This window comes from Hallerella porci, from assembly GCF_003148885.1.
Lineage (GTDB): Bacteria > Fibrobacterota > Fibrobacteria > Fibrobacterales > Fibrobacteraceae > Hallerella > Hallerella porci.
In genome coordinates, this window is record NZ_QGHD01000010.1 from 43,691 (window position 1) to 66,392 (window position 22,702).

Below are 22,702 nucleotides of genomic sequence, written 5' to 3' on the forward strand. Positions count from 1 at the left end.
CGGTTAACGCAATTTCTTTAAATCGAGTTTTAAAAGAACCGCAGCGAGAATTGCCGAAACCGTATCTGAAACGGGAGCCGCTACAAAAACGCCGCGCAATCCGAAGAACAAAGGTATGATCAAGAGAAACGGAATGAGGACAATCAGTTGTCGACTTAAATTCAAAAACATCGCACGGCCAGGTTTTCCCGTGCCTTGAAAATAATTGCCGCAGACCATGCCGCAGGCGATCGTCGGCAGCGCAAAAAGGAAGGTGCGCATCGCAGAACTAGCAAGAGTTAAAAGTTGCTCATTTCCCGCGCTGAAAAATCCGACGAGCCATTCCGCTTTCATTTGAACCAAAAGCCAGCAAAGACACATCCAAAGAATGCTAATCGTGAGCATGACTTTTAAAGTTTGCTTCACGCGCCCGAATAATTTTGCACCGTAATTGTATCCGATAATCGGTTGTCCGCCTTGCACAAATCCGATGACGGGTAAAATCAAAAGCATCGCGATGCTGTTGGCAATGCCGAAGGCAGAAACTGCTAAATCGCCGCCATACGGAGAATTGGAACCGTAATGCACCAAACTTTTATTCAAGACGACATTCATAAGGCTGTTGCAAATTTGCATTAAACTCGGCGGAAGTCCCATGATGTAAATGCGCCGCAGATAAGGAAACTTGAGCTTCATTAAATGCAGAGAAATTTTGATGGGAGTCGATTTTTTGAAGAAGAATTGCATAACAAAAATCGTCGTAATCGCTTGTGCGAGAATCGTCGCCCACGCAGCGCCTTCGATTCCCCAATGAAATTTTATGATGAAAAGCCAATCGAAAAATGTGTTCAATCCGGCACCGAGAAGATTTCGAAACATCGCTGTTTTCGGATGCCCGAGAGAACGAATAAAATGATTCATTCCCGGCGTTACCGTTTGAAAAACCGCTCCGATTAAAATGATTCGCATGTAATTCGTTGCATAGGGAAGAGTTTCTTCGCTCGCACCAAAAATTTTGAGCAAAGGCTCCATAAAAATTTCGCCGAGCACAAACGAAATCAAAGCCATCACGATGAGAAGGGTAAACGAATTGTTTAAAATGAGAGCAGCTTGGCCGTATTTTTTTTGCCCAAGACGAATCGCAAAAAGAGTGTTTCCGCCGACGCCGACGATCATCGAAAGCGCCATGATGAAAAGCATAATCGGGAAGCAAAGCGTAATGCCTGCGATGCCTAAGTAGCCGACTCCCGCAGCGACAAAGTAGCGGTCGATGACATTGTACAACGATTCAACGGCCATGCTGACAATCGCTGGAACGGAGAAGGCGAGAATCAAACGGGGAATGCTTTGCGTTCCGATGCTATTTAATTTATTGTTCGTCATTACTTTTGAATGCAGCGAATGCTTGCGCCAAATTCGGAATTGAATTTTTCAAAATGAATGTCCGAAGAATTCTTTTTGAAAACGGCGACCGAGCCTTCTTCTGTCCAGAAGAAGGCTTTTTCGCCCGCGTCTTTGAATTTTTTATTGGCAGAACCGACGCGGGCGAAATTCGCGCCGCCTGCGCGAACGGCAAAGCTAAATTCGTCGGCGCCGTCGCCGTTATCGTTCCAGCCAAAAGTCGCCTTCAATTTTTTCGCCGGTTCCTTGCCAACTGCAGAAGCGAGATTTTTCCAATCCGAAATTTTCGGCAAACGAAATCCGGTTGGGCACGCAATTTTTGCGCTTTCTAAATTGTAAAGTCTTCCCCAAACGTTGCATTGCACGCAGAGCGAACCGTTAACGGGCGCGTATTTTCCGTTTTCGGCTAACCAAACCGCATCGCCAATGCGCACCCATTCGTAGCGTTGACCGTCGCGCGGATCGTTGTAAACGCCTTGAATTTCGGGGTCGCCGCTCGGATCAAATGTCTGCGGAAAATCGGCGATGGTTCCTCTTTCGTAAACGGCAATCGATTTGATTTTTCCGCTTTCGTAAAACTGCGTCATCTTTCCTTGAATGGCGCCGTGCTCGTACGAAATTTCAGCTTTGACCGAACCGGATTCGTAAAACTCTTTCGCTTCGCCTTCTTCTTTTCCGTTCACAAAATTCTTCTCGGATTTTTTTGCGCCCGATTCGTAGAATTCAATTTGCGGACCATTTTTTTGATCGTTTACATATTGCGCTTGCAAACGAATTTTTCCGCTGGGATAATTTTCTTTGCGAATGTCATCGCAGCCGAAAAAGCAAAAACAAAAAATGAAAACGAGAAAAAATTTTTTAGGCATTTTCATTCTCCGAAAGCGGTTCCATGTGAATGTTAATTTGTGTCTGCTTGCCATATTTTTGGCGCAGTTTTTCTTCGATTTCGGTCGCGACATCGTGCGCATCGACGAGAGAAATATCGTGGTCTAATTTTATGTGCACATCAATCGCATAAATGCTTCCGATTTTTCGCGTTTGCAAATGATGTAAAAAGCGGACTTTGTCGGTGTTGCGGATAATGCGAATAATTTCTTCTTCGACATCGGGCGGAAGCGATGCTTCTAACAATTCTTGAATATTGGGAAAGCCGATTTCAAAGGCGACTTTTGCGATAAAGAAACTGACGATTACCGCAGCAATCGGATCAAGAATGGCGAATTTTCCGCCGAGGAAAAATGCGCCGCCGATTCCGGCGAGAGTGCCGATACTCGAAAGCGCATCGGAGCGGTGATGCCACGCATTTGCAATGACTGCGGGACTATCGATGCGTTTTCCGACAAAGGCTGTGTAACGGTAAAGAATTTCTTTGACCGCAATGCAAACCGCAGCAGCGATGAGCGCAATCGCTTCGGGAACTTCGGGAGTTTCTCCTTGCAGTGTCGCATAAATTTTTTGCACGCTGTTGGTGAAAATTCCGATGGCGACTGCGAGCAAGGCAACGCTAATCAAAACCGAGGCGAGAGTTTCAAATTTTCCGTGGCCGTAAGGATGTCCTTTATCGCGTTCCTGTCCCGAAATGCGGATGAAAAGGATGACAATGAAATCGGTGACAAAATCGGAAAGAGAATGAATTCCGTCGGCAATCATCGCAGCAGAATTGCCAAAAATTCCCGCAATCAATTTTCCTGCGGTTAAAATCAGATTCACAAAGAATCCAATCCAAGTTACTTTTTGAGCTTCACGAGTACGATCGAGCATGCGCATAAGTTAGAAACTTCAATGCCTCACGAAAAGAGTCATTTAAACCGAGAAACCCCCGCACTTGCGTGCGAGGGTTTTCAAGGGTGGGTAATCGGACTCGAACCGACGACAACCAGAATCACAATCTGGGACTCTAACCAATCTGAGCTACACCCACCATAAAATGGTGCGAACCAAATATAACAAAGGTTCGAAAATTTTTAAAGGGGTTTTGCGAAAAAATTATTCTTCGCTTTGTTCCTTATGGCGTCTTAAACGGATGAAATTCGCCCGTTTATAGTCGTTTCGATGTTCGTTGCAGAACCGCGGATAGATAAATTGCTTCGGAAATACTTTAATTTCGAATAAATTATCGCAACCGTCCAGACAGCAGCGGAACTTGAGATCCATCACATCGGTGTAGTTGTGGCGGAAGACAATATTTTTCGCATCAATGTTTTCGATGTCTTTCTTTTGCTTTTGGCGATTTTTAATATCGCGGTGAAGCGGGCAGTATTTGGCAATCGGGTGACCCCAAAATTCGCGACCGCAGCCCGGTTCTTGGCAAATCTTGAGTTTGATACGTTTTTTCTTTTTGTATTTAGGTAACTGCATAGCGATAGTAAATTTACTAAAAAATGAGAAAAATGGGAATGGAGTTAATGAGGAGTTCTCCGGAGTCCCGATGGAATAATTTTTCATGTAAAATGTTATCTCCGGACTTCCGATGAACAAATTTTGCGTGTAAAATGTTATCTCCGGAGTCCCGACGGACAAATTTTGCGTGCAAAATGTTATCTCCGGACTTCCGATGAATAAATTTTGCAAAAATTAGGCGCTTCGCACGAGTACATTAAAAATTTTCCGATCCAAAACTTCGCGTTTCCCCCGCGCGGCTACGCCGCGCCATTATTTGGTAAATGTTTTTTTACACAAATTTTGGTCTCTTTTTTTCGGTTTCAAGCGTCTATATACATTAGACTCTTTTTGGAGGAATTATGCTTAAAATCTTTTGGTGTTTGGTTTTTGCGCTCTTGTTTTGGGGCGTTGGCTGTGAAAATGCAGAAGTTTCGCTAGAAATGGCGGATGAAAATGTCGCCCAAGTGGAATTTTTGGATGTGGGGCAGGGGCTTTCGGTGCTTTTTTCGGTGAATGGGCGGAAAAATGCGGCGGTTTTTGATGTGGGGAATGATTCAACGGGATTTTGGGATTCGTTAAAGGTGCGAGGAATTCGCCATTTGGATTGGATTTTGGTGAGTCATTGGCACCGGGATCATGCGGGAAGCCTTTTGGAATGGGACGGAACGGTCCAAGTGGATACTCTTTTTTATGGCGGCGATACGAGCGGCGTTTGGCTGCGCGACAGCGTTTTCTCGCTGGCGAAGAAGTGGAAAACGCCGACAGTTTCTGCGATTCGCGGGAAAATTCTCCCGTGCGATTTGTGGAAATGCAAAGTTTTATGGACGCCGGAATTTTCGTCGTGGGAAGGCAATAGCGCAAGTGCTGTGCTGCAAATTGCGGATGGAAAATCGCGGGCACTTTTCGTCGGCGATTTGGAACGCGATGCCGAAGAAGAATTGATGGAAATGTCTGCGGATTTGCGGGCAGAGCTTTTGCAAGTGGGACATCACGGTTCGAAGACGAGTTCGTCGCTCCCTTTCTTAGCGCAGGTTTCGCCGGCGGTTGCGGTGATTTCGGTGGGGAAGGGAAATGGCTACGGGCATCCGGCAAAGGAAACCATGCAGAAACTTTTCCGCGTCGTAGGCGATAGCAGCTGCATTTTGAGGACGGATTTAAGCGGCACGATTGCGTTTGATTGGAAATGGGGAAAGGGAATTATGCGGAGAAATCAAGATGAATAATCGGAGTCAAATTTTCTACATTTTTCGCATGAAAAAATTTTCGCTTACGATTTTATTTTTGGCGGCCGCTTTGTTTGCAGAACCCGCAGAAACGATAGAAAGCGTGAATGCGGATTCTTCGGAAAAAGTCAATTCTCTTTCGGACTCGGCGCAGACATTTTCTGCGGGCTTAGCCGCATCGGAAAAAGATTCTTCGGCTGTGGTTTCGCTCGCTCCGGCAGAAACTTGCCCGTCGGATTCCATTCTTTCGGCGAATTATGCGAATTGTCAGCAAGCATTAAAAATTGTCGTGAATGCGCAAATGGATGCGAATAACGGCGGCCGCGATCGTTCGATGGAAATGGCTCGGACAGCGGGATCATTCCTCGGCGGCGCTTTAATCGGATTCCTCATCGGTTGGCTGTTGCTTTAATTCCGCATTTTTTATTAAATTATTCCTCACTATGAATTTTTACAAACTTTCCGTTCACGTTGAAGGTTCGTCGAAGACACACTTTGTGCGTCTCCCCGAATTTTTCGGGCGTGTTCTTCGGGTGGGAAAGGTTGTGGTCGTGTTGGGAATTGCGCTGCTCGTTTTGCAGGTCGGCGTTTTATCGTCTTATGATTTTTTGAAAAATCGGACAATCGGCAGCCGAACATCGCTCATTAAAAAATTGAACAAGGAACAAGCGCGTCTAGATTCGCTGAATCTTCAAATGGAATCGCGCTTTGCAAATGAAGATTTGCTGCATTATAAATTTGGACTGAATCCGACGGATCGTTCTGCGCGGGAAATGGCAATCGGCGGACCAGAAAGTCCCGATGTCCGCTTAAAGCGTTCTGCAAATCCGATTTTAGATTATTCGATGCTCCTCAAAGAAAAGACGGAACAGTTCCGCGCCAAAGCATTTGAAAATGAACGCAGTTTCTCGGAAGTGGCGGGATTCGTCGGGCAGCAATACGCCCATTGGAAACACGTGCCGTCGATTTCTCCGACAACAGGACGTTACGCTTCGGCATTTGGCAGCCGCATTCACCCGATTACAGGCGTCGGCAGAATGCATAATGGCATCGATATTTCGAATAGCAAATGGACGCCGATTTATGCGACCGCAGACGGTGTCGTCACCATTTCGCGTTTCAGTGAATCGTTTGGCAATTACGTCGCCATCGATCACGGCAACGGATTTGTCACCAAATACGCTCACATGCAATCGTCCTCGGTCAAGCAAGGACAATTTGTGAAGCGTTATCAATTAGTTGGGTATATGGGAAACACAGGCCTTTCGGCCGGACCGCATTTGCATTATGAGGTCTGGTTCAATGCGAAGGCAGAAAACCCGCTTCGTTATATTCTCCCTGGAGAATACGCGGTTCAGTAAACCCGTAAAATTCATTCATGAAGTTGCTTCTTTTGGCGGCGCTTGCCGCTTGGGAAGCGTGTCCTTATTTTTCTGAAATTCTTCCCGATCCGCAGGAAGTGGAAGATGCGCGTGGGGAATTTGCAGAAATTCGTTTGCCCGAAAAATTTCGGCGGGGCACGCTTTCGGTGGTTAATGAACAAAAAAAAGTTTGGAGCGGAATTGTATCCGATACGGTAAAGCGAATTTTGCTGATTCGCGATACGAGTCTGTGTCCGCTGCTAAAAGGTTTGCTCTGTCGCCCTTTGACGGGAACGGCTCTTCCCAATTCTCGTGAAGCGATGTGGACTTTATCGTCGCCATCGTGTGCGGATACTGCCAAACTTCCGATTCCCAAAGCGGGGGAATCCTTTGTGCGAAGCGGCGAAGCTTTTGATGCATGGGAATGGGAAAAGCCTTCGCCCGGAATTCCGAATGGAATTTTTGAAAAAGGCATCGTCGATTGTCATTTAAATATCGACACGTTGATTTATGCAGAAAATGGTTGGCGCGGCGAGTGGACTCTTTCCGGTTGCGATTCCGCAGAAATTGATGCCAAGTTTTCGGGAATTACAGCATTTGCCGAAAAGGAATGGCGCGGGACGCTTTTCCGCGGAGTGCGTTCGCCGTTTTTTACTTATCTCACGGCGGATGCGTTTCATTTGACGGTGAAACTTCCCGAAGATGATGTGCCCGGGAATGATTTTGTGGATTCGCTTTTTGCAAAACCGGGCGCTTTTCCGGTGCGCTTTACCGAAGTGCATCCTTGTCCCGAAGAAGGCATGCCCGAATGGATTGAAATTTACAATCCCGCATTACGAGAAGTTTCGCTTGCGCAGATGAGTTTGTGCAAAGACAAAACGCAATTTCCTAGCGCCGTTTCCATCCAAAAACACGAAAGCATTGTCCTCGCCAAAGATACCGCAGCGATGCGTCTTTATGTCGGAAATTCCGAAGTTAAAATTTTGCCGGTGAATTTTGGCTACTTGAAAAATGCAGCGGATAGTCTTTACCTTTGCTACGGAAAGGAAAAAGTCGATTCGGTTTTCTGGGGAAAGCTCACGCAAATTCAACCGAAATGCCCCGCGGGATTTGCGGTAGCCTCAGGACGAAGCGAAGACAGTCCGGGATTTCAAACGCCGGGAAGCCTTGCCCGCGATACCGCGTTACCGTTTCAAGTCGAATGGAATGCCCGCGTTTTTTCGCGGAAAAAGTCTGCGAATCCGTTGATGGTGCGCATCCGTTCGGAATTATCGGTGACCGTGGAATTGATTTCGGGAAAGGGAGATTTGCTTTGGAAAAAGGAATTACCCGCCGAAGCGAGCGGAAATGCGTGGACCGAAATTCCGCTTTTGCAAAAAGGATTTCCGGGCGCTAATTTTTTACGATTTTCCGCGGGCTCGCATGAAAAGCGCGTCGGCGTTGTGCTGAGGCCGTAATGCGTCGCTGGATTTGGATTGGACTGTTTGCGATTTGTGCCTTCGCCGATGTGCGTGTGCCGTTACCTTGGTCAGCGGGCATTTGGGAAACGGACGCAAATCCCGCTAAAAAATGGGAAGGCTTTCGCTTGGGACTTCTGTGGACGGAACCGATGGAAGATGTTGATTACGAAGTCGTCGGCTTTGCTGCAGAATGGGGCGGAAAACGCTACCGCTTACAAACGGTTTTTGTGAGCGCTTTTTTGGATTCCATTTACCGCAGCGAAAATTTCGAACTTTCGGGCGCATTGCATTGGAATCGATTTTCCATCGGCGCGGGCGGAACTGCGGAAATTCAAATCGTTCCCGGCGAAGCTTCGTGGGCGCGTTTCGTCGGGCGCACCGGAATTTCTGCGGAATTGATTTCGCACATTTCGGTGGGAGCGTGGGGAATTTTTCCGAGCGATTTCGAAGAGAATTCTTACGGCGGTGAAATTTTTTGGGAACCGAGCTCAAATTTTCGCAGCGGAATTGCTTCGCTTTATCGAAAGCCAAAAGGCTGGATGTTTGGATTCATGCAAAAAATGCGTTTAGGCGTGCTCGAATTTCAAGGCGAAGTCGTCTTTCCGGGACCGAAAATCGGCGTTGGCATAGCGTTCAACTGGGAAGGAATCGGCGCAAGCTTCGGCGTTCACCGCGATGCGGATTATATGAATTCAAAAATGGCGGGACTTTTTTGGAATCGTGAAAAGTAAAATTAAATTATCCTAACAACAAAAATTCGTAAGTTTTGGTAAATTTTGAGGCATGATGGATTTGGCTTTTTTAGCTTTTGCGATATTCTTCTTTTTTACGACGATTATTTTGCTCGTTCAAATTCTTCCGTTAAAACGGAAAGTGGATTTGATCGATTTAATCGACAAAAAAACGAAGAGTTTACTCGCTATTATCGACGCGGATTCTTTTCATGTGCTTTCGGCATCGGCTGCACTGCGGCAAGTGCTTGGTTTCTCGTCCGAAGAATTGAAACAGCACAGTATGCGGGAATTTATTTTTCCTGACGATGAAAAATTGTTGAATACCGCTCTCGAATCTTCGCTGAATAAAGATAAAACCGGTTATGCGGGCGAAACGACAATCGAACATCTGCGGCTTCGTTTAAAAGACGTGCGTTATGGTTGGCAGTGGTATGAACTGTTTGGATTTTTCACGACGTATAATTCCAAGCGGATTTTGTGCTGCACTTATATGCCGTTAAACGAACAGATTTTGACGAAAGCCGATTTGATTGAAAAAGAAAATTTGCTAAAAGTTTTGATGAATAATTCTTTTGGGATTATTTGGACGATGGATTGTTTGTCGCGGCAGTTGATGCTTTTAACGCCGATTTCGCGGGAACGTTTTGGCATCGACGATCATCCGATTGGAGCGATTACATCGAACGAAGAAGTTTTTACCGCCGACACCTTGCAGAGATTTCGGGCGATGATAAATCAGCGCATTGAACTTTTGGCGAGCAACGGCGAAGAACGCGATTTGCCACAAGATTTAGAAATTACCGTGCAAAATCGAGACGGCTCTACGGTGAATATGATTACGCGCAGCACTCTCGAAAAAAATGATTTGGGCAAATATATTTTATACGGCATTAGCCTAGTGGTTCCGAAAAAATGATTTTTTTGCAAGAAGCTTTTGAAGAAGCTTTAAAGGCGGTGGGAGTTTCGTTTCCGAATCCCGCTGTCGGTGCCGTCGTTGTAAAAGAGGGAAAAATTGTCGGGCGCGGGCATACGCAAGTGGTGCATGGGCCGCACGCCGAAGTGATGGCGTTGCGCGATGCGGGCGAACTCGCGAATGGGGCGACTTTATTTGTGACTCTAGAACCGTGCTGTCATTACGGGCGAACTCCGCCGTGCACGAATGCGATTATCCAAGCGAAAATTCAGCGGGTCTTTTTTGCGCATCGCGATCCGAATCCGCTTGTTTTAGGGAAAAGCGAACGCATTTTAGCGGACGCCGGAATCGTTTCGGAATATGTTGAACCGCCGCAAGAATTTTTGCGCTACTACGAAGCTTACGATTACTTTGTGAAGTATCAGCGTCCGTTTATCGAATTGAAAATTGCAGAATCCGCAGACGGTTTCATCGCAAACGCAGACCGTGCGCCGGTACAAATTTCGGGCAACGAGGCTTCGATTTGGACCGCGAAATGGCGGCGCACTGCGGAATGTATTTTAATCGGCGGAGGAACTGCACTCGCGGATAATCCGCGTTTAACTGTCCGCGGTGTTTGCGGCAATTCTCCGCAGCGAATCGTTTTAGCGGGCGCACGCCTTCTTCCGCGGACTCTTCATCTTTTTGAAATGACTTCACCGAAGACAATTGTTTATAGCCGCATTCCGCAGCCCGATTTAAAAGAAATCGCCGAACTGAAAATTTTACCGAGCAATGATTTTACCGAAAATTGGAAATGCATTCTCCGCGATTTGCAAGAAAAAGGCATTCACCGTTTAGCGGTAGAAACGGGCGCAACGTTAATGCAAAAGATTTTAAAAAGCGGTTTGTGGAATCGAATATACGTCATTCGTTCGCAAAAGAAATTGGGAAATGGACTCGCGTGGCGCTCAGGAAATGAGCCCGCGATGCAGTGCATTGAAAAATTTCAAGACGACGAAATTTTTTCAGCGATTCAAGAATTGCATTAAAAATTGAAAATCATCGGCTTCAATTTGCCGTGATTACCCGCGCGGAAATAATAAAGTCCGGGCGCAAAATGGCGCAGTTCTTCGGCTTCGATGCAGAAATGCGTGCCGGTGTATTCTTGCTTTTTCGCAAGCTTTCCTGTGCGTGTGCGGATTTCGATGAAATGTTTATTCTCGGGAAGTTTCGCAAAACAAAGCGGTGTATCGCCGCGCCACGGGCTTGGATAACTGCGCATCGGCAGAGAATCGTGGACGATTGGCGTTTGCGATTCTTCGTGAAGACGCGAGAGAATTAAAACTGCATTTTCGGAGTTGTCAATTTTCGTCGCAAGTTGAATAGCGGTAATTGTATCGAGAGAATAAAATTGAACGGGCTTCGATTCGCCGTAAAGGGCGACGCTTGCGCGACCGCGGAAATTTTCTAAATCCGGAAAAGAATCCGAAGTGATGCGATAATAAGCGATTGCGGGCGGAGTTAATGAAACTGTGTCAATTTTTGTCGGAAGAATTTTCGGTGTCGATTTCCAGCGAGGCGCATCTTCGGTAAAACGCAAACTCGAATCGTAAACAGCGCGCGAGCCCGAGAAGAAAAGGCGTTTCGCAAAATCATCAAAGGCAGAGTCGGGGTCAATTTTTTTTGATTGCAATTCGGCAGCAAAAATATCTTCGAATAATGCGGTTTGATTTTTAGAATAGCGTTCCCAAAAATTTTTCCCGATTCGATTCCCGTAAAAATTTTCGTTGTAAAGTTCCCAAACGGCGATGCCGTAAGGAAATTGATTTTGATTAAAACTTTTCTGCATCGAAGAAAAGAAGGAAGGCAAATAAGCCCAATAATCATTGACATCGGGCGCGCCGATTTCTTCTTGCGCAGTCGCGGACGCTTCAATCCAATAAGAAGTTTGATATTCTTCGGCAATATATGCGGTTTGAATCGCATGATAAAATTCGTGAAATGCAGTTGCGCGTAATATCGGACCGAATTCTTCGGCGTAATTTTTTTGTGTTACCGAATTGATCATCGGTTGATTCGCCAAATAAAATGTGCAATGCGAATCGGTATCCATTAAATGCGGACTTTGTGCGGATGCAAAAATAAAATCGTTTTCAAAGACGATTTCTGTTTCATCGAGATTTTCTTCAAAAGAATAAGTCAGCGCATAACATTCGATAAATCCGCCGAAGAGAAATTGATTGCTGCGCATCGAAGTAATATCGACGACTTCAACAGGATATAAAAGAGAGTTATTTTCTTTTTGAAAGTGATAAGTTTTCTTTTTTCCTTGGGGCGCTCGATAGCCGATTTTTTGGATGTAATAAGTCCACGCTTTTTCGAGGGAATTTGCGAGAGAATCGACGAAAATTTCGGTAGTCGCGTGAATGCCTTCGAGAACATAGAAAATGCGAAAATGTTCGGTGTCGCGAGTTTTTACAGCCGACGAATCGTAATAAAATTCAGCGTCGCAACTTGTCGTCGATTGATAAGCGACGCGGGCAGAGGCTGCATTTTTCACATAACGATTTTCTAAAATTTGCGCTCTTCCGCAGATCGGATCGGCAAAAATTGCCCCGACGAAAATTCCGAGGAGAAGGCAAATGAAGGCTTTCATCGCGAAGCCTTTTTTTGTGCGCGGAAAAGAATATCGCGGGCGAGACTCTCAATTTTTGCATCTTCTTCGACGGGCTTTTGCATTTGCGATTTCATGCGAGCATCGATGAGAAGCGGCGCGTCGCATTGCCAATGTTTTTGCTGAATATTTTCGTTAGCGCCGTAAATGTCTGCGGCGGGATCGCTGCGGGTAAATGTTACCCAAAGCCAGTTGTCGATATTTTTTGCAGCAAAGTGAGAATCGTCGGCGATGGTAATCAGCGGAAATTTTTCGCGACATGAAAAAGAAGAAATGGCGCGGGTCAGAGCGTGCATGTCTGCAGACGGTTTCGCTTGAATCACGAGTGCACCGGGAAACGCCATTTTCGGATTGGAAAATCCTTCGGGCAAATGCAGCGAAGAAAATTCTTCTTCTGAATTTCCGAGAGTGCGAATTTTTTCACCGGCGGCAGCGAAGATAACTTTGGAACCGTGATTTAATGAACGCCCCGAATAATCGAGAGTGTCAATGGTTGTTTCGGTTTGAAAATGAACATCGCGATGAAATTGAATGCGTTCTAGAATGTGTATAAAGTAACTAACGACTTCTTTTGTGTGTAAATTTGGCGCATCTTCGCGGGCAGCGATGAACAGATATTTTGAAAGAGAAACTTGATTAAATCCGAGAAGCGCATTGGCTTCTTTTAAAAGTTCCATCGGCTCGCGATTTTGGATGTATGGCTGATAACGTTCACGTCCGATGGCGAGCAAAAGTGGATGCACGCCCGCAGCATCGACGGCGTTCATTTCTTCGATGCCGGGAACGGATGCGGGAACCATCGGCTTCACGAGTTCTGCGATAAATTCTCCGAAAACAGAATCTTCTTGCGGCGGCCTGCCGACAGTTGTAAACGGATAAATCGCATTTTTTTTGCAGAAAACTTTTTTCACTTTTAAATAAGGAAAATCGTGTTTCGCAGAATAATATCCGATGTGATCGCCGAAAGGTCCTTCGGGTTTTAACGTTTTCGCGATTTCACCTAAAATGCAAAAGTCCGCATCGGCAGAAATGCGGTAGCCGTTCCATGTTGTGTAACGGAATCCGCGTCCGCCGAGAAGACCGGCAAAGATGAGCTCCGAAAGATTTGCAGGCATCGGCATAATCGCTGCAAGAGTGTGCGCCGGAGGTCCGCCGAGCCAAATGCTAACGGAAAGCGGTTTCCCTTGAGCGATGGCCGCTTCGTGATGACGCGCGATGTCGCGTTCAATTTGATAATGCAAACCGCATTCGGCATTTTGCACGTAATCGTTTCCGGAAGTTTGAATGCGATACATGCCGAGATTGGATTTGAGCATGTTGCGTTCGCCGGGCATTTGCGAAAAGACTTGTGGCAAGGTGAGAAATGTGCCGCCGTCATCTTGGTGCAAACGGATTTGCGGAAGTTCGCTGAGTTGCGTTTCTTGTTCGAGAACGGGCGCTTTGAAAGTTTTTTTCGGAAGCGCAGAAATTCCTGCTTGCGGTAAAGAAAATAAATTTCGCGGACGGCGGAAAATTTCTGCGGGATTTGCGTGAAAGTCAATTGCAGCTTTGGCTGCGCACAATGTTTTTCGAAACAGAAAATGGGTGCGCTCTAAAGTGCCAAAAATATTTGCGGCTGCGCGAAATGGGGAATTTTGAACGTGCTCAAAAAGCAATGCAGGAAGTGCTTCGCGGGTAGCGATTTCTGCAATTTTGGGCATAAGCAAATCGGGCGAAACTTCTTCGGAAATGCGCAAAAGCATCCCGTGCTTTTCTAAATCCAAAAGCGCACTTTCTAACGATTTGTAAGGCATGGGGGCTCCTAGCCCGCAGAAAATCCCGATTGGAATGCGCGGAAACTTTCTGTCGCATGGCGCGATTCATAAGAATCTTTTGCACGAAGAAGTGCAGCGCGTTCTTGGAAAGCGTAAATAATGCGGGCTTTTTCGAGAGCTGCGACAAGTTCCGCTTCGCCGCTAAAAGACAATTCGTCAGAAGCTTCCCAAAGCGAATTTTCATTTTGCTCGGAATGTTCTACGCGGAATTGTAAAAAAGGTCCTTGCTTTTGTTCTGCGGTCCACGAATTTCCTTGAACCGAAGTCACGTAACCTTTCCAGTTGAGAATGCGGAAACCTGCGACAAGGCGGAATGAAACGAGCGCGCCGACTTTTAAATCTTCGTCTAAGCGGAATAAGAGCGCAGGCTTTTCGCCCACGTAAAGAATCAGCGGAAAGACGTGGAGAAGTTTCGAAGCTTCGCTTGCGTCAATTTGAAAACCGGATGTCTGAAAGATGTTTCCCATCGTACTTATAAAGATAATAAAATTGCGCGGAACCAAGCGATGAGGAAAATTGCAAAGTAAAGAATCCAGAGGAAAAAATCAGCGGGCGTAGGCTTTCGTCCCCATAACAGAAATTTTTTTCGCGGTAAAAAGCCGACGAAAATGCCGAGAGCGAAACCGTAAAAATGGCCGAGAATATCGGACTTTTCTCCGATGCCCAAAAAGACGGCGAGAAGCAGAGTCGAAAATAGAGGCGCGAAGCGTCGCAGAAGACCGTGGAATGTCCGTGGCATTAAGCGAAATTCAATTGCACCGAGAGCGCCGAGTGCGCAAAAAACAAAAGTGGAAAATCCGAGAGCACGGAAATTTTGTTGCAGAGAAAGTGCAACGAAAAAATTGGCAATGGCCGATGCGACGACGAGCGGAAACGCGATGCGGGAAAGCGGCAATCGAAAAGCGAGTAAATTGAGAACGACATAGCCCGAAATTAAATTGGAAACTAAATGATGCGCATCGCCGTGGAGAGTGAGCGCTGTAATCGGACGCCACCAATCGCCCGCGAGAATTTTTTCGGCATCGGAAATTCCCGTATGATAAAATCGGCTGCCTCGCGACGAAAATTGGAACAGCGTAAAAATAATGGGAACGATTAAAACGATTAAGGGCGAAAGCGAAAGGCGAAAGGCAAGCGGCGGATTTTCTTTGGACGGTGGATTTTCTTGATCGTAAAGAACGATTTGCGCTAAGGCATTTTGCAAATTTTTCTGTTGCACCGAAAGCGTAAAGGGTCCGCGCTTATCGCGCTGAATTTTGTGCGGAATATTTTGGCTTGCGAGAACAAGACTGTAGAGATGAATTTGTGCGTAATCGCCGATCGCTGCAAAACGTTCCGCGGTTTCGGGGTGAAGAATTTCCGAAAGGCGAATACGTTTAAAGCTAGAATGCGTGCGCATTTAATTATCGCAAGTGAAATTCAAATCGCGGCGGTAAGGCGTAAAGCCCGCTTCGCGAATGAATTTTTCGGCTTCGGGAATAGAAGTGAGCCCGTGCGAAGTGAGCACATTTTCTTCGAGGACGATGCTGTTGATGTCATCGGCGCCCGAATGCAATCCGAGTTCGCCGACCGCTTTTCCCATGCCTAAGACAGAAACTTCGAGATGACGAATATTGTCTAAGTATAAGCGACAAAGTCCGAGAACTTTTAAATATTCCATCGGCGTTACGTGGCGAATCGGGAAGAGATCTGTCTGCGGTTGAAATGTCCAAGTGACAAAACTTTTGAGCCCGCCGGTTTCGTCTTGGAGTCCGCGGACTAAATCCAAATGCGCAATGATATCTTCGGGCAATTCACAACTGCCGATGACAATGTTTGCGCTGCCGGGAAGACCGTTCTTTTGACAGACGGCGAGGGCATCGCGCCATTCTTTTGCCGAAAGTTTTTTCGGGCTTAATTTTTTTCGAATTGGGTCCGAGAGAATTTCGGCGCCGGCGCCAGGAACCGATGAAAGTCCAGCTTCGCGGAAAATTTTCAGCAATTCTTCTAAAGTTAATTTGTGCGCGTTTGCAATGTGAACGAGTTCAACGGGCGAAAATCCGCGGACGCTCATTCCCAAATTTTGAGAAAGCATCGTGAGAATTTCCGTATAATATTCAATCGGTAAATCTTCGTTGACGCCGCCTTGCAAAAAAATTTGATCGGCTCCGAGACGTTTTGCTTCCAACGCTTTTTCGCGAATTTTTTCTAAGGAAAGAGTGTAAGCACCTGCGGCGTCGGCTTTGCGCGAGAACGAACAAAAGTCACAAAGAATGGAACAGATATTGGTGTAATTGATAATGCGGTAAACGGTATAACCGACGCGATTCCCGGGAAGTTTTGCGTGGCGCACCTGATCGGCGATGCGGACAATATCTGTCCAGTCAGCTTCTTTCAAAAGGAAAAGCGCTTCCTCGGACGAAATGCGTTTCAAGGATTGCGCTTTATTTAAAATTGTTTGAATCTGTTCCGAAAAATTCATGATTATCCAAAAAGAAAAATTGAAAAAGGAGGCTTGCGCCTCCTCAAAAATTACATATTGCGAACGGGGAAAAGTCCGAGCAAATTCAACACATCTTCGAGAACGATTTGCGTGCATTTGACGAGGAAAAGGCGAGACTTTTCTTCGGCGCTGCCGAGAACGCGATCTTCGTGGATGAATTTGTGCGCAGCTCCTGCGATGTCGAGCGCATATTGCGCAAGTTCGCAAGGTTCATCGGTTTCGCAAGCTTTGCGAATGCGATCCGATTTTTGCGCTAGGAATTTGATTAGCTCGTAAGCGTGATCGTCGGTCAACTGTTCAAATTGAACATCTTGCAAGGCGACGTCGTAGCCCGCTTTGCGCATAATGCTGCAAAGACGAACGTGAGCGTTTTGCACATACGGACCAGTTGCGCCTTCAAAACTCAACGCAGAATCCCAGTCGAATTTTACATCCATTAAACGGTGATTCTTCAAATCGTTAAAGGTTAACGCACTGATGCCGATTTGACGCGCGATGAGTTCTTTATTTTCGAGCTCCGGATTTTTCTGATCGATGAATTCCAAAATTTTCTTTTGAGCCGCTTCGATCACATCGCGGAGAAGGCTTGCTGTTCCGGTGCGGGTTTTTCCTTTTTCCCATTTTCCGTCAATCAAATTTAAGATGACGCCGAACGGAATGTGCACAAGAGAATCGTACCAGTCAAAGCCCATCTTTTTGAGGACGAGTTTCACCTGTTTAAAGTGCAGCGCTTGTCCCAAATCGACGACATAAAGACATTTGTCGAAGTTGTATTCTTTTTTGCGGTAAATGGCTGCGGCCAAGTCACGCGTCGCATACAAAGTACTGCCATCGCTTTTGCGGATAAGGCAAGGATTCAATTTGTATTCATCGAGCTTTACCACATCGCGCTCTTCGCTGCGTTCGAGCAAATTCATTTGGCGGAGCTGATCGATGACTGCGGGCATTTTATCTTCGTAGAAAGATTCGCCGGTGTAATAATCAAAGTCCACGCCCATCATTTTGTAAATGCGCATGAGTTCTTTGAGAGTTGCCGCACGGAATGCGAGCCACAATTTGTGATAGAATGCATCGCCTTTTTCAAGTTTCGAAAATGCGCTGCGGGCTTCGTCTTCGAGAGAGGGTTCTTCTTTTGCGGCTTTCGAAAAACTCGCATAGAGAACGTTTAATTCTTTGACGGTGAGAGCGTCTAAAGTTTCTTGATCCGTCGGGAGATTTTCGCGCAAATACATGACGATGAGTTTCCCGAAAGCGGTTCCCCAGTCGCCCAAGTGATTGATACGTTCCACCTTATAACCGCTCGCTTTATAAATGCGGGCAAGGCTGTTTCCAATCATCGTGGAACGCAGATGATGGAAGGCGAGTTCCTTTCCGATATTGGGAGAACTGTAATCGATGCAGATGACTTTTCCGTTCGATGCAGCATGTCCGTAATTCAAACCATCCGCAGAAATTTTTTCGAGAATGGATGAAGCAAGAAATTTACGGTCAATGAAAAAATTCAAATAACCGGCAACGGCTTCGACTTTTGAAATGCCTGCGGGCAGTTCAATTTTGGGCGCCAATTCTTCGGCGATTTGCTTTGGCGCTTTGTGCAAAGTTCGCGCGAGAACAAAACAGGGCAATGTAAAATTACCGTGTTCCGTATCGGGCGGAACCGTGATGAGTTTTTGCGCTTGTTCTTTTTCGAAGGCGCCGGTTTCGGCTACCGCTTTTGCGATTTCTTCGTTAAATGAGTTCATCGTCTGCCTTTGCTTTCTTGGTCGCTTTCTTCACAAAATTCTTTTCGTCCAAGTCCGTGACTTTTGCGTCGCTGTAAAGTTTGTCGAAGGCGAGTTCTTTGCGTTTGCTTTCTTCGAAAAGTTGAACCATCAAATCAAAGCCCGCGTCAAAAACTGCCCAACGCATATTGATGCCCGGCTTGTATTCGGTGCGGTGTGGCAAACCTTGGTGCTTAAAGGTTTTGCTGAGTTCGGTGAGAATGGCTTGCATTTGCGCTTCGCTTTCGCAAGTTGCGATAATCATAAAGTCAGCGGTTTCCGAAATTCCGCGGAGATCGATCAACTGCAATTTTTGAGCGCGCAATTCGAAAAGAATTTTCGCAGCATTGCTTACCGATTCGGTGTAAGCAACTTTTTTCACAGCAGCCTTTTTCACGGCGGGCTTTTTCTCGGTACTTTTTTTGTCCGCAGCTTTTTTTACGGCGACTTTTGCTGTCGTTTTGGGCGCTTTGACTGCTGCTTTTTTGGCGGCAGGTTTAGCGGCTTTTACCGTTTTTGCGGCAGCTTTGACCGCAGTCTTTTTGACGGTTTCTTTTTTGGCGGGAGTCTTTTTGGCTGTTGTCATGGTGTTCCTGTCTGTGTAATTTTTTCAAAATCTTTGCCGACGTAAACGGTGGCATCGACGAGTTTTTGTTTATTTTCCAAAGGGATTACGTTTGTTGTTTTAAGCGCTTGTGCGAGAGCTTCGGCGCCAGCCCAATGCGGATTGCGTAATGCAATAATGGTTTCTTCGTAATTCCAAAGGTTATCGTTGCTCATTTCTACGACGTCAAATCCCTGCGAACGCAGATAATCTCGCATTTTAGAAGCGGCTCCAGGAATTCCGCTCGAATTTAACACCTGAATATCCCCAGGAGTTTCGCGGATTTCGCGTTGCACAGAAACTTCTTCTTCGCAAGCGCAAAGAAAAAGAACTAATGCGAAAATGACGATTTTAAAAACGGGCACGCTGTAAATATAGCGATTTAGCGCGGTCTATTTTGAGAGTCCACTTTGACGACGACCGGTTTCCACGTCTTGGCTTCTTCTGGAGTCATGGAAATATACGAAACGATGATGACGAGATCGCCTTTTTGCACCATCCGTGCTGCGGCTCCGTTCAAGCAAATCGTTCCCGAATTGCGTTCGCCTTCGATGACGTAAGTATCAAAGCGGGCACCGTTATTGATATCGAGAATGCCGACTTTTTCAAAGGGAAGAATGCCTGCAGCGTCCATCAATGCTTTGTCCAAAGTGATGGAACCTTCGTAATTCAAATTCGCGTCTGTAACGGAGGCGCGATGAATTTTGCATTTAAGAAGTTCGATTTGCATTTTAGCTTAGAAGCGAACCTGCAGCATTCCAGCAACGCCGCGGTTTAAGCTCGGACCGATGCCCATACTGAAACGGTCTGCATCGGGGTTGTTTGCCCATTGCGTGTCAAAGAATGCATCGGCAAAGGACCAAACATGAGCACCGAGAATAGGAATTAACCAATAAATCCAAGTGTTATCGTACTCGTCTTTGTTGAGAGCGAAATAAGTAAGACCGCCAACGCCGACAACCCAAAGTGCGTCCATCCAAATTGCTTTGATGGTTTCTTCGTGCTTCCATTGATAAAGAGAAGGAATTAAAGCAGAAAGATAAGCGGTTCCTTGTTCGCCCGAATGATTGCGGTAAGTGCGATCGATATCGGAATCTTCTAATCCGCGAGCGCGGGACGCGAGCCAATCACTTTCCGAAACGCCGAGACGCTTCCACGGTTCTTGAGTATATTCCGAAGGACGTACACCGAGTTCCGTTAATTGCGTTAATTTATCGCGGCTGATGCCGTTTTCTTTAGCGTGCTGAAATTCCCATTGAGTTAATCCTGCGGCTTCATAATCAAAGCCAGCCCATTCATCGTTTGAAGAATTTGCAGAGCCTGCTTGATAATCATTATCAACAGTTTCTGCAGGAGCATTGGGATCGTCTGCGCTATAATAAGCAGCGCCAGATTCGGAAGATTCGCCCTCGGAATTGTAGTTATCAAAATCGTCTTGTGCAAACGAGACAGATATTGCAAAAAGGCAGGCACAGAAAGTCTTGAATGCAGTTTTCATTGAACCTCAACAGTTCTTTTATAGTGCCGGGGGAGGGAATCGAACCCTCACACTCTTGCGAGTACTGGATTTTGAGTCCAGCGCGTCTACCAATTTCACCACCCCGGCGAGGGGGCAACACAAATATAGAACAGTTTTTTGATTTTTGGGTCAAAAAAAGAAAAGATTATTGTTTTTTTACCGGTTGAAATTCCAAATTATGGCTCGAAAGCGTTTTGGAGCCGTATTCGACGGCGGCATCGCGGCTTGGGAAGCGTCCGGTTTGCACTTGGAAGAGAGTTTTTTCGTCGGTTTGGAATTCGATAATTTGCGCATCGATTTTTTTCGCTTTAAGCGAGTTCACGAGCATTTCGGCGTTCGCGAGGATGCTAAATGCGCCGAGTTGAAGTGCCCAAACTTCGCCCGATGCAGTTGGCGCAGGAATTGCCGCGGGAGCTGAAACTGTAGTGGCGGTAGAATTTGCAGGTTTTACGGAATCCGCTGCCGAAGAAATGGCTACGGCAGAAATCGATGAAGAGGAAATCGTAACCGTTGAACTGCTCAGGGAATCGGAAGCGAGAACAGTTGTTTCGGCGGACGAACTCGCAGTGCTAGTCGGCGCAGTTTCTCCGATGCCCGATTTTTTGCGTTCAATTTCGGCGCAAAGACTATGGACAGAATCTGTCGGATTTGCTTTGTATAAACTTTGGCAAACTTGATGGATGACGGCGAGTTGATTTGGCTTTGCTTTGTTGGCTGCGGTGCGAAGACTTTTTTGCGAAAGATCCGCGCGTTTTAAATAAAGCTCAAATTGAGCGCGAGTCATGTACAAGTCTGCGATGACGGGAAGACTATCGGGAGTTGCGATAATTAAACTGTCGAGGCGTTTCTTCGCAATGGAAAAATCTTTGGAATTTCCGATTTGCGAACGGGACAGTACTCCCCACAGCGCGCATTCGGAACGCTTGGAAATGTCTAATGTAGGGCAGACCGCTTCAAAGGATTCCGCAGCGGTTTTCCAATTGCCCGAGACATATGCCTTTTGCGCATCTTCAAGAGTTGCAGCAAAAGTTGCAGCAGAAAAAATCAAAAGAGAAGAAAGAATTTTGGAAAAATTTTTCATAAAAATTTCCTTTTACACAACGGTTCCGCGGAGAGTCCATCCGCGAATTTCATCAATGCGGCAGTTGACATAATCGCCGGGCTTTGCTGAGTCCGAAGAGAAGATGACTTTTTTGAAGCTGCCGGTTTTTCCGACCCATTCGTTTGCGTCGCGAGAAGAAGGGCCTTCGACTAAAATTTCTTCGGTGCGACCGATCATCAATTTATTGCGTTCGAGAGTAATCGCATTTTGGAGTTCGACTAATCGGGCGAGGCGTTCTTGCTTTTGCGATTCGCTGAGAGTTTCGATTTCTTTTGCGCTTTCGGTGCCTTCGCGCGGACTGTAAATAAACATAAAAGCTGCGTCAAATTGCGCTTCGCGGAAAGCGGACATCGTCATTTCAAAATCTTCATCGCTTTCGCCGACAAAGCCTGCGATGACATCGGTCGTGAGTCCGTAAAGCGGATTTTTTCCGCGGAGTTTTTCAAGAATACGCATAAATTCATCTACGGTATAACGGCGGAGCATTTTTTTGAGCATCGCATCGCTTCCGCTTTGAATTGGAATGTGGGCGTGCGGACAAACTTCGGGCACATTTTGCAAAACGTCGATGAGTTTCTCGGTGTAAAAACGCGGATGCGGACTCATAAATCGGATGCGGTGAATGCCGTGAACGTCTGCGATTTTCACAAGTAAATCGGCGAAGTCCATTCCACTTTCGCGGTAAGCGTTTACCGTTTGACCGAGCAAGCAAATTTCGGAAACGCCGCGGTCGGCTGCTTCTTCGACTTCGCGGAGAACATCGGCAGAGGCGCGGTATTTTTCACGCCCACGGACGTAAGGCACAATGCAATAACTGCAGCGAAAATTGCAGCCGCGTTGAATTGTCACATAAGATGAAAAAGGATGCGAAAGCTTCGCATATTCGCCGAGATAATTTTCGGAATATTCAAATCCGGTGACGACGCGTTTTGGAAGAGTTCTTTTATTAACGGCGAGCGGATGCGGAAAAAGTAAATTCGGAATTTTGTTGTATTGATCGGGGCCAAAAACGTAATCGATACAATCGACTTGTTCGATGAGACGCGTTCCCAAATGTTCTGCCATGCAACCGGTCACGATGAATTTAATCCACGGGCGATGCTTCTTGTAGAATTTCATTTTGGAAATTCTCGCCTTTGCACTTTCTTCGGCTTTCTCGCGGACCGAGCATGTATTGAAGAAGAAAAGGTCTGCGACTTCGGGGTCTTCGGTTGGAACGCAGCCGTTCTTCTCGAGCATCGAAGCGATTAACGCCGAATCGTACTCGTTCATCTGACAGCCGTAAGTATCAATCAAGTAATGAGTGGGCATA

The 22,702-nt window shown here is 46.3% G+C and carries 23 protein-coding genes and 2 tRNA genes; 7 read left to right on the forward strand and 18 right to left on the reverse strand.

Annotated elements, in window-relative coordinates:
• Nucleotides 1-3 precede the first annotated feature (3 nt).
• The 5 genes from B0H50_RS06545 to B0H50_RS06565 all read right to left on the reverse strand — a co-directional run bounded on the left by B0H50_RS06545 (nucleotide 4) and on the right by B0H50_RS06565 (nucleotide 3,738).
• Nucleotides 4-1,362 (reverse strand): MATE family efflux transporter, encoded by a 1,359-nt coding sequence (locus tag B0H50_RS06545; protein ID WP_109587450.1) that lies wholly within the window; start codon nucleotides 1,360-1,362, stop codon nucleotides 4-6.
• Nucleotides 1,362-2,246, reverse strand: a complete 885-nt coding sequence (locus B0H50_RS06550; RefSeq protein ID WP_158256470.1) for an FISUMP domain-containing protein — start codon at nucleotides 2,244-2,246, stop codon at nucleotides 1,362-1,364. The genes B0H50_RS06545 and B0H50_RS06550 overlap by 1 nt, the downstream gene beginning before the upstream one ends.
• Nucleotides 2,239-3,147, reverse strand: a complete 909-nt coding sequence (locus B0H50_RS06555) for a cation diffusion facilitator family transporter (RefSeq protein ID WP_106198542.1) — start codon at nucleotides 3,145-3,147, stop codon at nucleotides 2,239-2,241. The genes B0H50_RS06550 and B0H50_RS06555 overlap by 8 nt, the downstream gene beginning before the upstream one ends.
• 79 nt (nucleotides 3,148-3,226) lie before the next feature.
• Nucleotides 3,227-3,301: transfer RNA gene (locus B0H50_RS06560), tRNA-His, on the reverse strand.
• A 65-nt stretch (nucleotides 3,302-3,366) separates the two neighbouring features.
• On the reverse strand, nucleotides 3,367-3,738 hold the full coding sequence (locus B0H50_RS06565) for a hypothetical protein (RefSeq protein ID WP_106198543.1): 372 nt from the start codon (nucleotides 3,736-3,738) through the stop codon (nucleotides 3,367-3,369).
• Nucleotides 3,739-4,121: 383 nt separating this feature from the next.
• Between B0H50_RS06565 and B0H50_RS06570 the strand changes: the two genes are divergently transcribed.
• From B0H50_RS06570 to ribD, 7 genes are read left to right on the forward strand one after another with little or no spacing between them, the layout of a single operon-like run.
• Nucleotides 4,122-4,985: a ComEC/Rec2 family competence protein gene (locus tag B0H50_RS06570; RefSeq protein WP_106198544.1), complete on the forward strand. Its 864-nt coding sequence runs from the start codon at nucleotides 4,122-4,124 to the stop codon at nucleotides 4,983-4,985.
• 28 nt (nucleotides 4,986-5,013) lie between these two features.
• Complete coding sequence (locus B0H50_RS06575) at nucleotides 5,014-5,397, forward strand: hypothetical protein (RefSeq protein WP_146193702.1); 384 nt, start codon at nucleotides 5,014-5,016, stop codon at nucleotides 5,395-5,397.
• A 31-nt stretch (nucleotides 5,398-5,428) separates the two neighbouring features.
• Nucleotides 5,429-6,346 (forward strand): M23 family metallopeptidase, encoded by a 918-nt coding sequence (locus B0H50_RS06580; RefSeq protein ID WP_106198546.1) that lies wholly within the window; start codon nucleotides 5,429-5,431, stop codon nucleotides 6,344-6,346.
• A 17-nt stretch (nucleotides 6,347-6,363) separates the two neighbouring features.
• A complete protein-coding gene (locus B0H50_RS06585; RefSeq protein ID WP_109587452.1) occupies nucleotides 6,364-7,803 on the forward strand; it encodes a lamin tail domain-containing protein in 1,440 nt (479 codons plus the stop codon).
• Nucleotides 7,803-8,537, forward strand: coding sequence for a hypothetical protein (locus B0H50_RS06590; protein ID WP_109587453.1), 735 nt, complete (start codon nucleotides 7,803-7,805; stop codon nucleotides 8,535-8,537). Before B0H50_RS06585 ends, B0H50_RS06590 begins: the two co-directional genes overlap by 1 nt.
• Before the next feature lie 52 nt (nucleotides 8,538-8,589).
• Complete coding sequence (locus tag B0H50_RS06595; RefSeq protein ID WP_106198549.1) at nucleotides 8,590-9,456, forward strand: PAS domain-containing protein; 867 nt, start codon at nucleotides 8,590-8,592, stop codon at nucleotides 9,454-9,456.
• A complete protein-coding gene (gene ribD / locus B0H50_RS06600) occupies nucleotides 9,453-10,484 on the forward strand; it encodes a bifunctional diaminohydroxyphosphoribosylaminopyrimidine deaminase/5-amino-6-(5-phosphoribosylamino)uracil reductase RibD (protein ID WP_109587454.1) in 1,032 nt (343 codons plus the stop codon). Before B0H50_RS06595 ends, ribD begins: the two co-directional genes overlap by 4 nt.
• Here ribD and B0H50_RS06605 read toward each other — a convergent pair.
• The 13 genes from B0H50_RS06605 to miaB form a co-directional block, all read right to left on the reverse strand.
• Nucleotides 10,481-12,091 (reverse strand): hypothetical protein, encoded by a 1,611-nt coding sequence (locus B0H50_RS06605; RefSeq protein ID WP_109587455.1) that lies wholly within the window; start codon nucleotides 12,089-12,091, stop codon nucleotides 10,481-10,483. The genes ribD and B0H50_RS06605 overlap by 4 nt on opposite strands.
• On the reverse strand, nucleotides 12,088-13,902 hold the full coding sequence (locus B0H50_RS06610; protein WP_106198552.1) for a UbiD family decarboxylase: 1,815 nt from the start codon (nucleotides 13,900-13,902) through the stop codon (nucleotides 12,088-12,090). Before B0H50_RS06610 ends, B0H50_RS06605 begins: the two co-directional genes overlap by 4 nt.
• Nucleotides 13,903-13,910: 8 nt before the next feature.
• Nucleotides 13,911-14,390, reverse strand: a complete 480-nt coding sequence (locus B0H50_RS06615) for a hypothetical protein (protein ID WP_109587456.1) — start codon at nucleotides 14,388-14,390, stop codon at nucleotides 13,911-13,913.
• A 5-nt stretch (nucleotides 14,391-14,395) separates the two neighbouring features.
• Nucleotides 14,396-15,322: a rhomboid family intramembrane serine protease gene (locus tag B0H50_RS06620; protein WP_106198554.1), complete on the reverse strand. Its 927-nt coding sequence runs from the start codon at nucleotides 15,320-15,322 to the stop codon at nucleotides 14,396-14,398.
• Nucleotides 15,323-16,384, reverse strand: a complete 1,062-nt coding sequence (locus tag B0H50_RS06625) for a radical SAM protein (protein WP_233244573.1) — start codon at nucleotides 16,382-16,384, stop codon at nucleotides 15,323-15,325.
• Nucleotides 16,385-16,434: 50 nt separating this feature from the next.
• On the reverse strand, nucleotides 16,435-18,147 hold the full coding sequence (gene argS / locus B0H50_RS06630) for an arginine--tRNA ligase (protein WP_106198555.1): 1,713 nt from the start codon (nucleotides 18,145-18,147) through the stop codon (nucleotides 16,435-16,437).
• The gene (rsfS, locus tag B0H50_RS06635; protein ID WP_106198556.1) at nucleotides 18,134-18,751 is read right to left on the reverse strand and encodes a ribosome silencing factor; all 618 of its coding nucleotides are present in this window, start codon (nucleotides 18,749-18,751) and stop codon (nucleotides 18,134-18,136) included. Before rsfS ends, argS begins: the two co-directional genes overlap by 14 nt.
• On the reverse strand, nucleotides 18,748-19,134 hold the full coding sequence (locus B0H50_RS06640) for a LytR C-terminal domain-containing protein (protein WP_233244576.1): 387 nt from the start codon (nucleotides 19,132-19,134) through the stop codon (nucleotides 18,748-18,750). The genes rsfS and B0H50_RS06640 overlap by 4 nt, the downstream gene beginning before the upstream one ends.
• A 17-nt stretch (nucleotides 19,135-19,151) precedes the next feature.
• Complete coding sequence (gene panD / locus B0H50_RS06645; RefSeq protein WP_106198558.1) at nucleotides 19,152-19,499, reverse strand: aspartate 1-decarboxylase; 348 nt, start codon at nucleotides 19,497-19,499, stop codon at nucleotides 19,152-19,154.
• Nucleotides 19,500-19,505: 6 nt separating this feature from the next.
• Nucleotides 19,506-20,267, reverse strand: coding sequence for a hypothetical protein (locus B0H50_RS06650; RefSeq protein WP_106198559.1), 762 nt, complete (start codon nucleotides 20,265-20,267; stop codon nucleotides 19,506-19,508).
• A 24-nt stretch (nucleotides 20,268-20,291) separates the two neighbouring features.
• Nucleotides 20,292-20,375 (reverse strand) — tRNA-Leu (locus tag B0H50_RS06655).
• Between the two features lie 58 nt (nucleotides 20,376-20,433).
• A complete protein-coding gene (locus B0H50_RS06660) occupies nucleotides 20,434-21,369 on the reverse strand; it encodes an SPOR domain-containing protein (protein ID WP_106198560.1) in 936 nt (311 codons plus the stop codon).
• Nucleotides 21,370-21,381: 12 nt separating this feature from the next.
• Nucleotides 21,382-22,701 carry a tRNA (N6-isopentenyl adenosine(37)-C2)-methylthiotransferase MiaB gene (gene miaB / locus B0H50_RS06665; protein ID WP_106198561.1) on the reverse strand — a complete coding sequence of 440 codons (1,320 nt, stop codon included), beginning with the start codon at nucleotides 22,699-22,701 and terminating at the stop codon, nucleotides 21,382-21,384.
• Nucleotide 22,702 lies beyond the last annotated feature (1 nt).

Bases quoted from the DNA above. Each gene is read 5' to 3' on its own strand.
- B0H50_RS06545 (WP_109587450.1), bottom strand. From the start codon at position 1,362: ATGACGAACAATAAATTAAATAGCATCGGAACGCAAAGCATTCCCCGT.
- B0H50_RS06550 (WP_158256470.1), bottom strand. From the start codon at position 2,246: ATGCCTAAAAAATTTTTTCTCGTTTTCATTTTTTGTTTTTGCTTTTTC.
- B0H50_RS06555 (WP_106198542.1), bottom strand. From the start codon at position 3,147: ATGCGCATGCTCGATCGTACTCGTGAAGCTCAAAAAGTAACTTGGATT.
- B0H50_RS06565 (WP_106198543.1), bottom strand. From the start codon at position 3,738: ATGCAGTTACCTAAATACAAAAAGAAAAAACGTATCAAACTCAAGATT.
- B0H50_RS06570 (WP_106198544.1), top strand. From the start codon at position 4,122: ATGCTTAAAATCTTTTGGTGTTTGGTTTTTGCGCTCTTGTTTTGGGGC.
- B0H50_RS06575 (WP_146193702.1), top strand. From the start codon at position 5,014: ATGAAAAAATTTTCGCTTACGATTTTATTTTTGGCGGCCGCTTTGTTT.
- B0H50_RS06580 (WP_106198546.1), top strand. From the start codon at position 5,429: ATGAATTTTTACAAACTTTCCGTTCACGTTGAAGGTTCGTCGAAGACA.
- B0H50_RS06585 (WP_109587452.1), top strand. From the start codon at position 6,364: ATGAAGTTGCTTCTTTTGGCGGCGCTTGCCGCTTGGGAAGCGTGTCCT.
- B0H50_RS06590 (WP_109587453.1), top strand. From the start codon at position 7,803: ATGCGTCGCTGGATTTGGATTGGACTGTTTGCGATTTGTGCCTTCGCC.
- B0H50_RS06595 (WP_106198549.1), top strand. From the start codon at position 8,590: ATGATGGATTTGGCTTTTTTAGCTTTTGCGATATTCTTCTTTTTTACG.
- ribD (WP_109587454.1), top strand. From the start codon at position 9,453: ATGATTTTTTTGCAAGAAGCTTTTGAAGAAGCTTTAAAGGCGGTGGGA.
- B0H50_RS06605 (WP_109587455.1), bottom strand. From the start codon at position 12,091: ATGAAAGCCTTCATTTGCCTTCTCCTCGGAATTTTCGTCGGGGCAATT.
- B0H50_RS06610 (WP_106198552.1), bottom strand. From the start codon at position 13,902: ATGCCTTACAAATCGTTAGAAAGTGCGCTTTTGGATTTAGAAAAGCAC.
- B0H50_RS06615 (WP_109587456.1), bottom strand. From the start codon at position 14,390: ATGGGAAACATCTTTCAGACATCCGGTTTTCAAATTGACGCAAGCGAA.
- B0H50_RS06620 (WP_106198554.1), bottom strand. From the start codon at position 15,322: ATGCGCACGCATTCTAGCTTTAAACGTATTCGCCTTTCGGAAATTCTT.
- B0H50_RS06625 (WP_233244573.1), bottom strand. From the start codon at position 16,384: ATGAATTTTTCGGAACAGATTCAAACAATTTTAAATAAAGCGCAATCC.
- argS (WP_106198555.1), bottom strand. From the start codon at position 18,147: ATGAACTCATTTAACGAAGAAATCGCAAAAGCGGTAGCCGAAACCGGC.
- rsfS (WP_106198556.1), bottom strand. From the start codon at position 18,751: ATGACAACAGCCAAAAAGACTCCCGCCAAAAAAGAAACCGTCAAAAAG.
- panD (WP_106198558.1), bottom strand. From the start codon at position 19,499: ATGCAAATCGAACTTCTTAAATGCAAAATTCATCGCGCCTCCGTTACA.
- B0H50_RS06650 (WP_106198559.1), bottom strand. From the start codon at position 20,267: ATGAAAACTGCATTCAAGACTTTCTGTGCCTGCCTTTTTGCAATATCT.
- B0H50_RS06660 (WP_106198560.1), bottom strand. From the start codon at position 21,369: ATGAAAAATTTTTCCAAAATTCTTTCTTCTCTTTTGATTTTTTCTGCT.
- miaB (WP_106198561.1), bottom strand. From the start codon at position 22,701: ATGCCCACTCATTACTTGATTGATACTTACGGCTGTCAGATGAACGAG.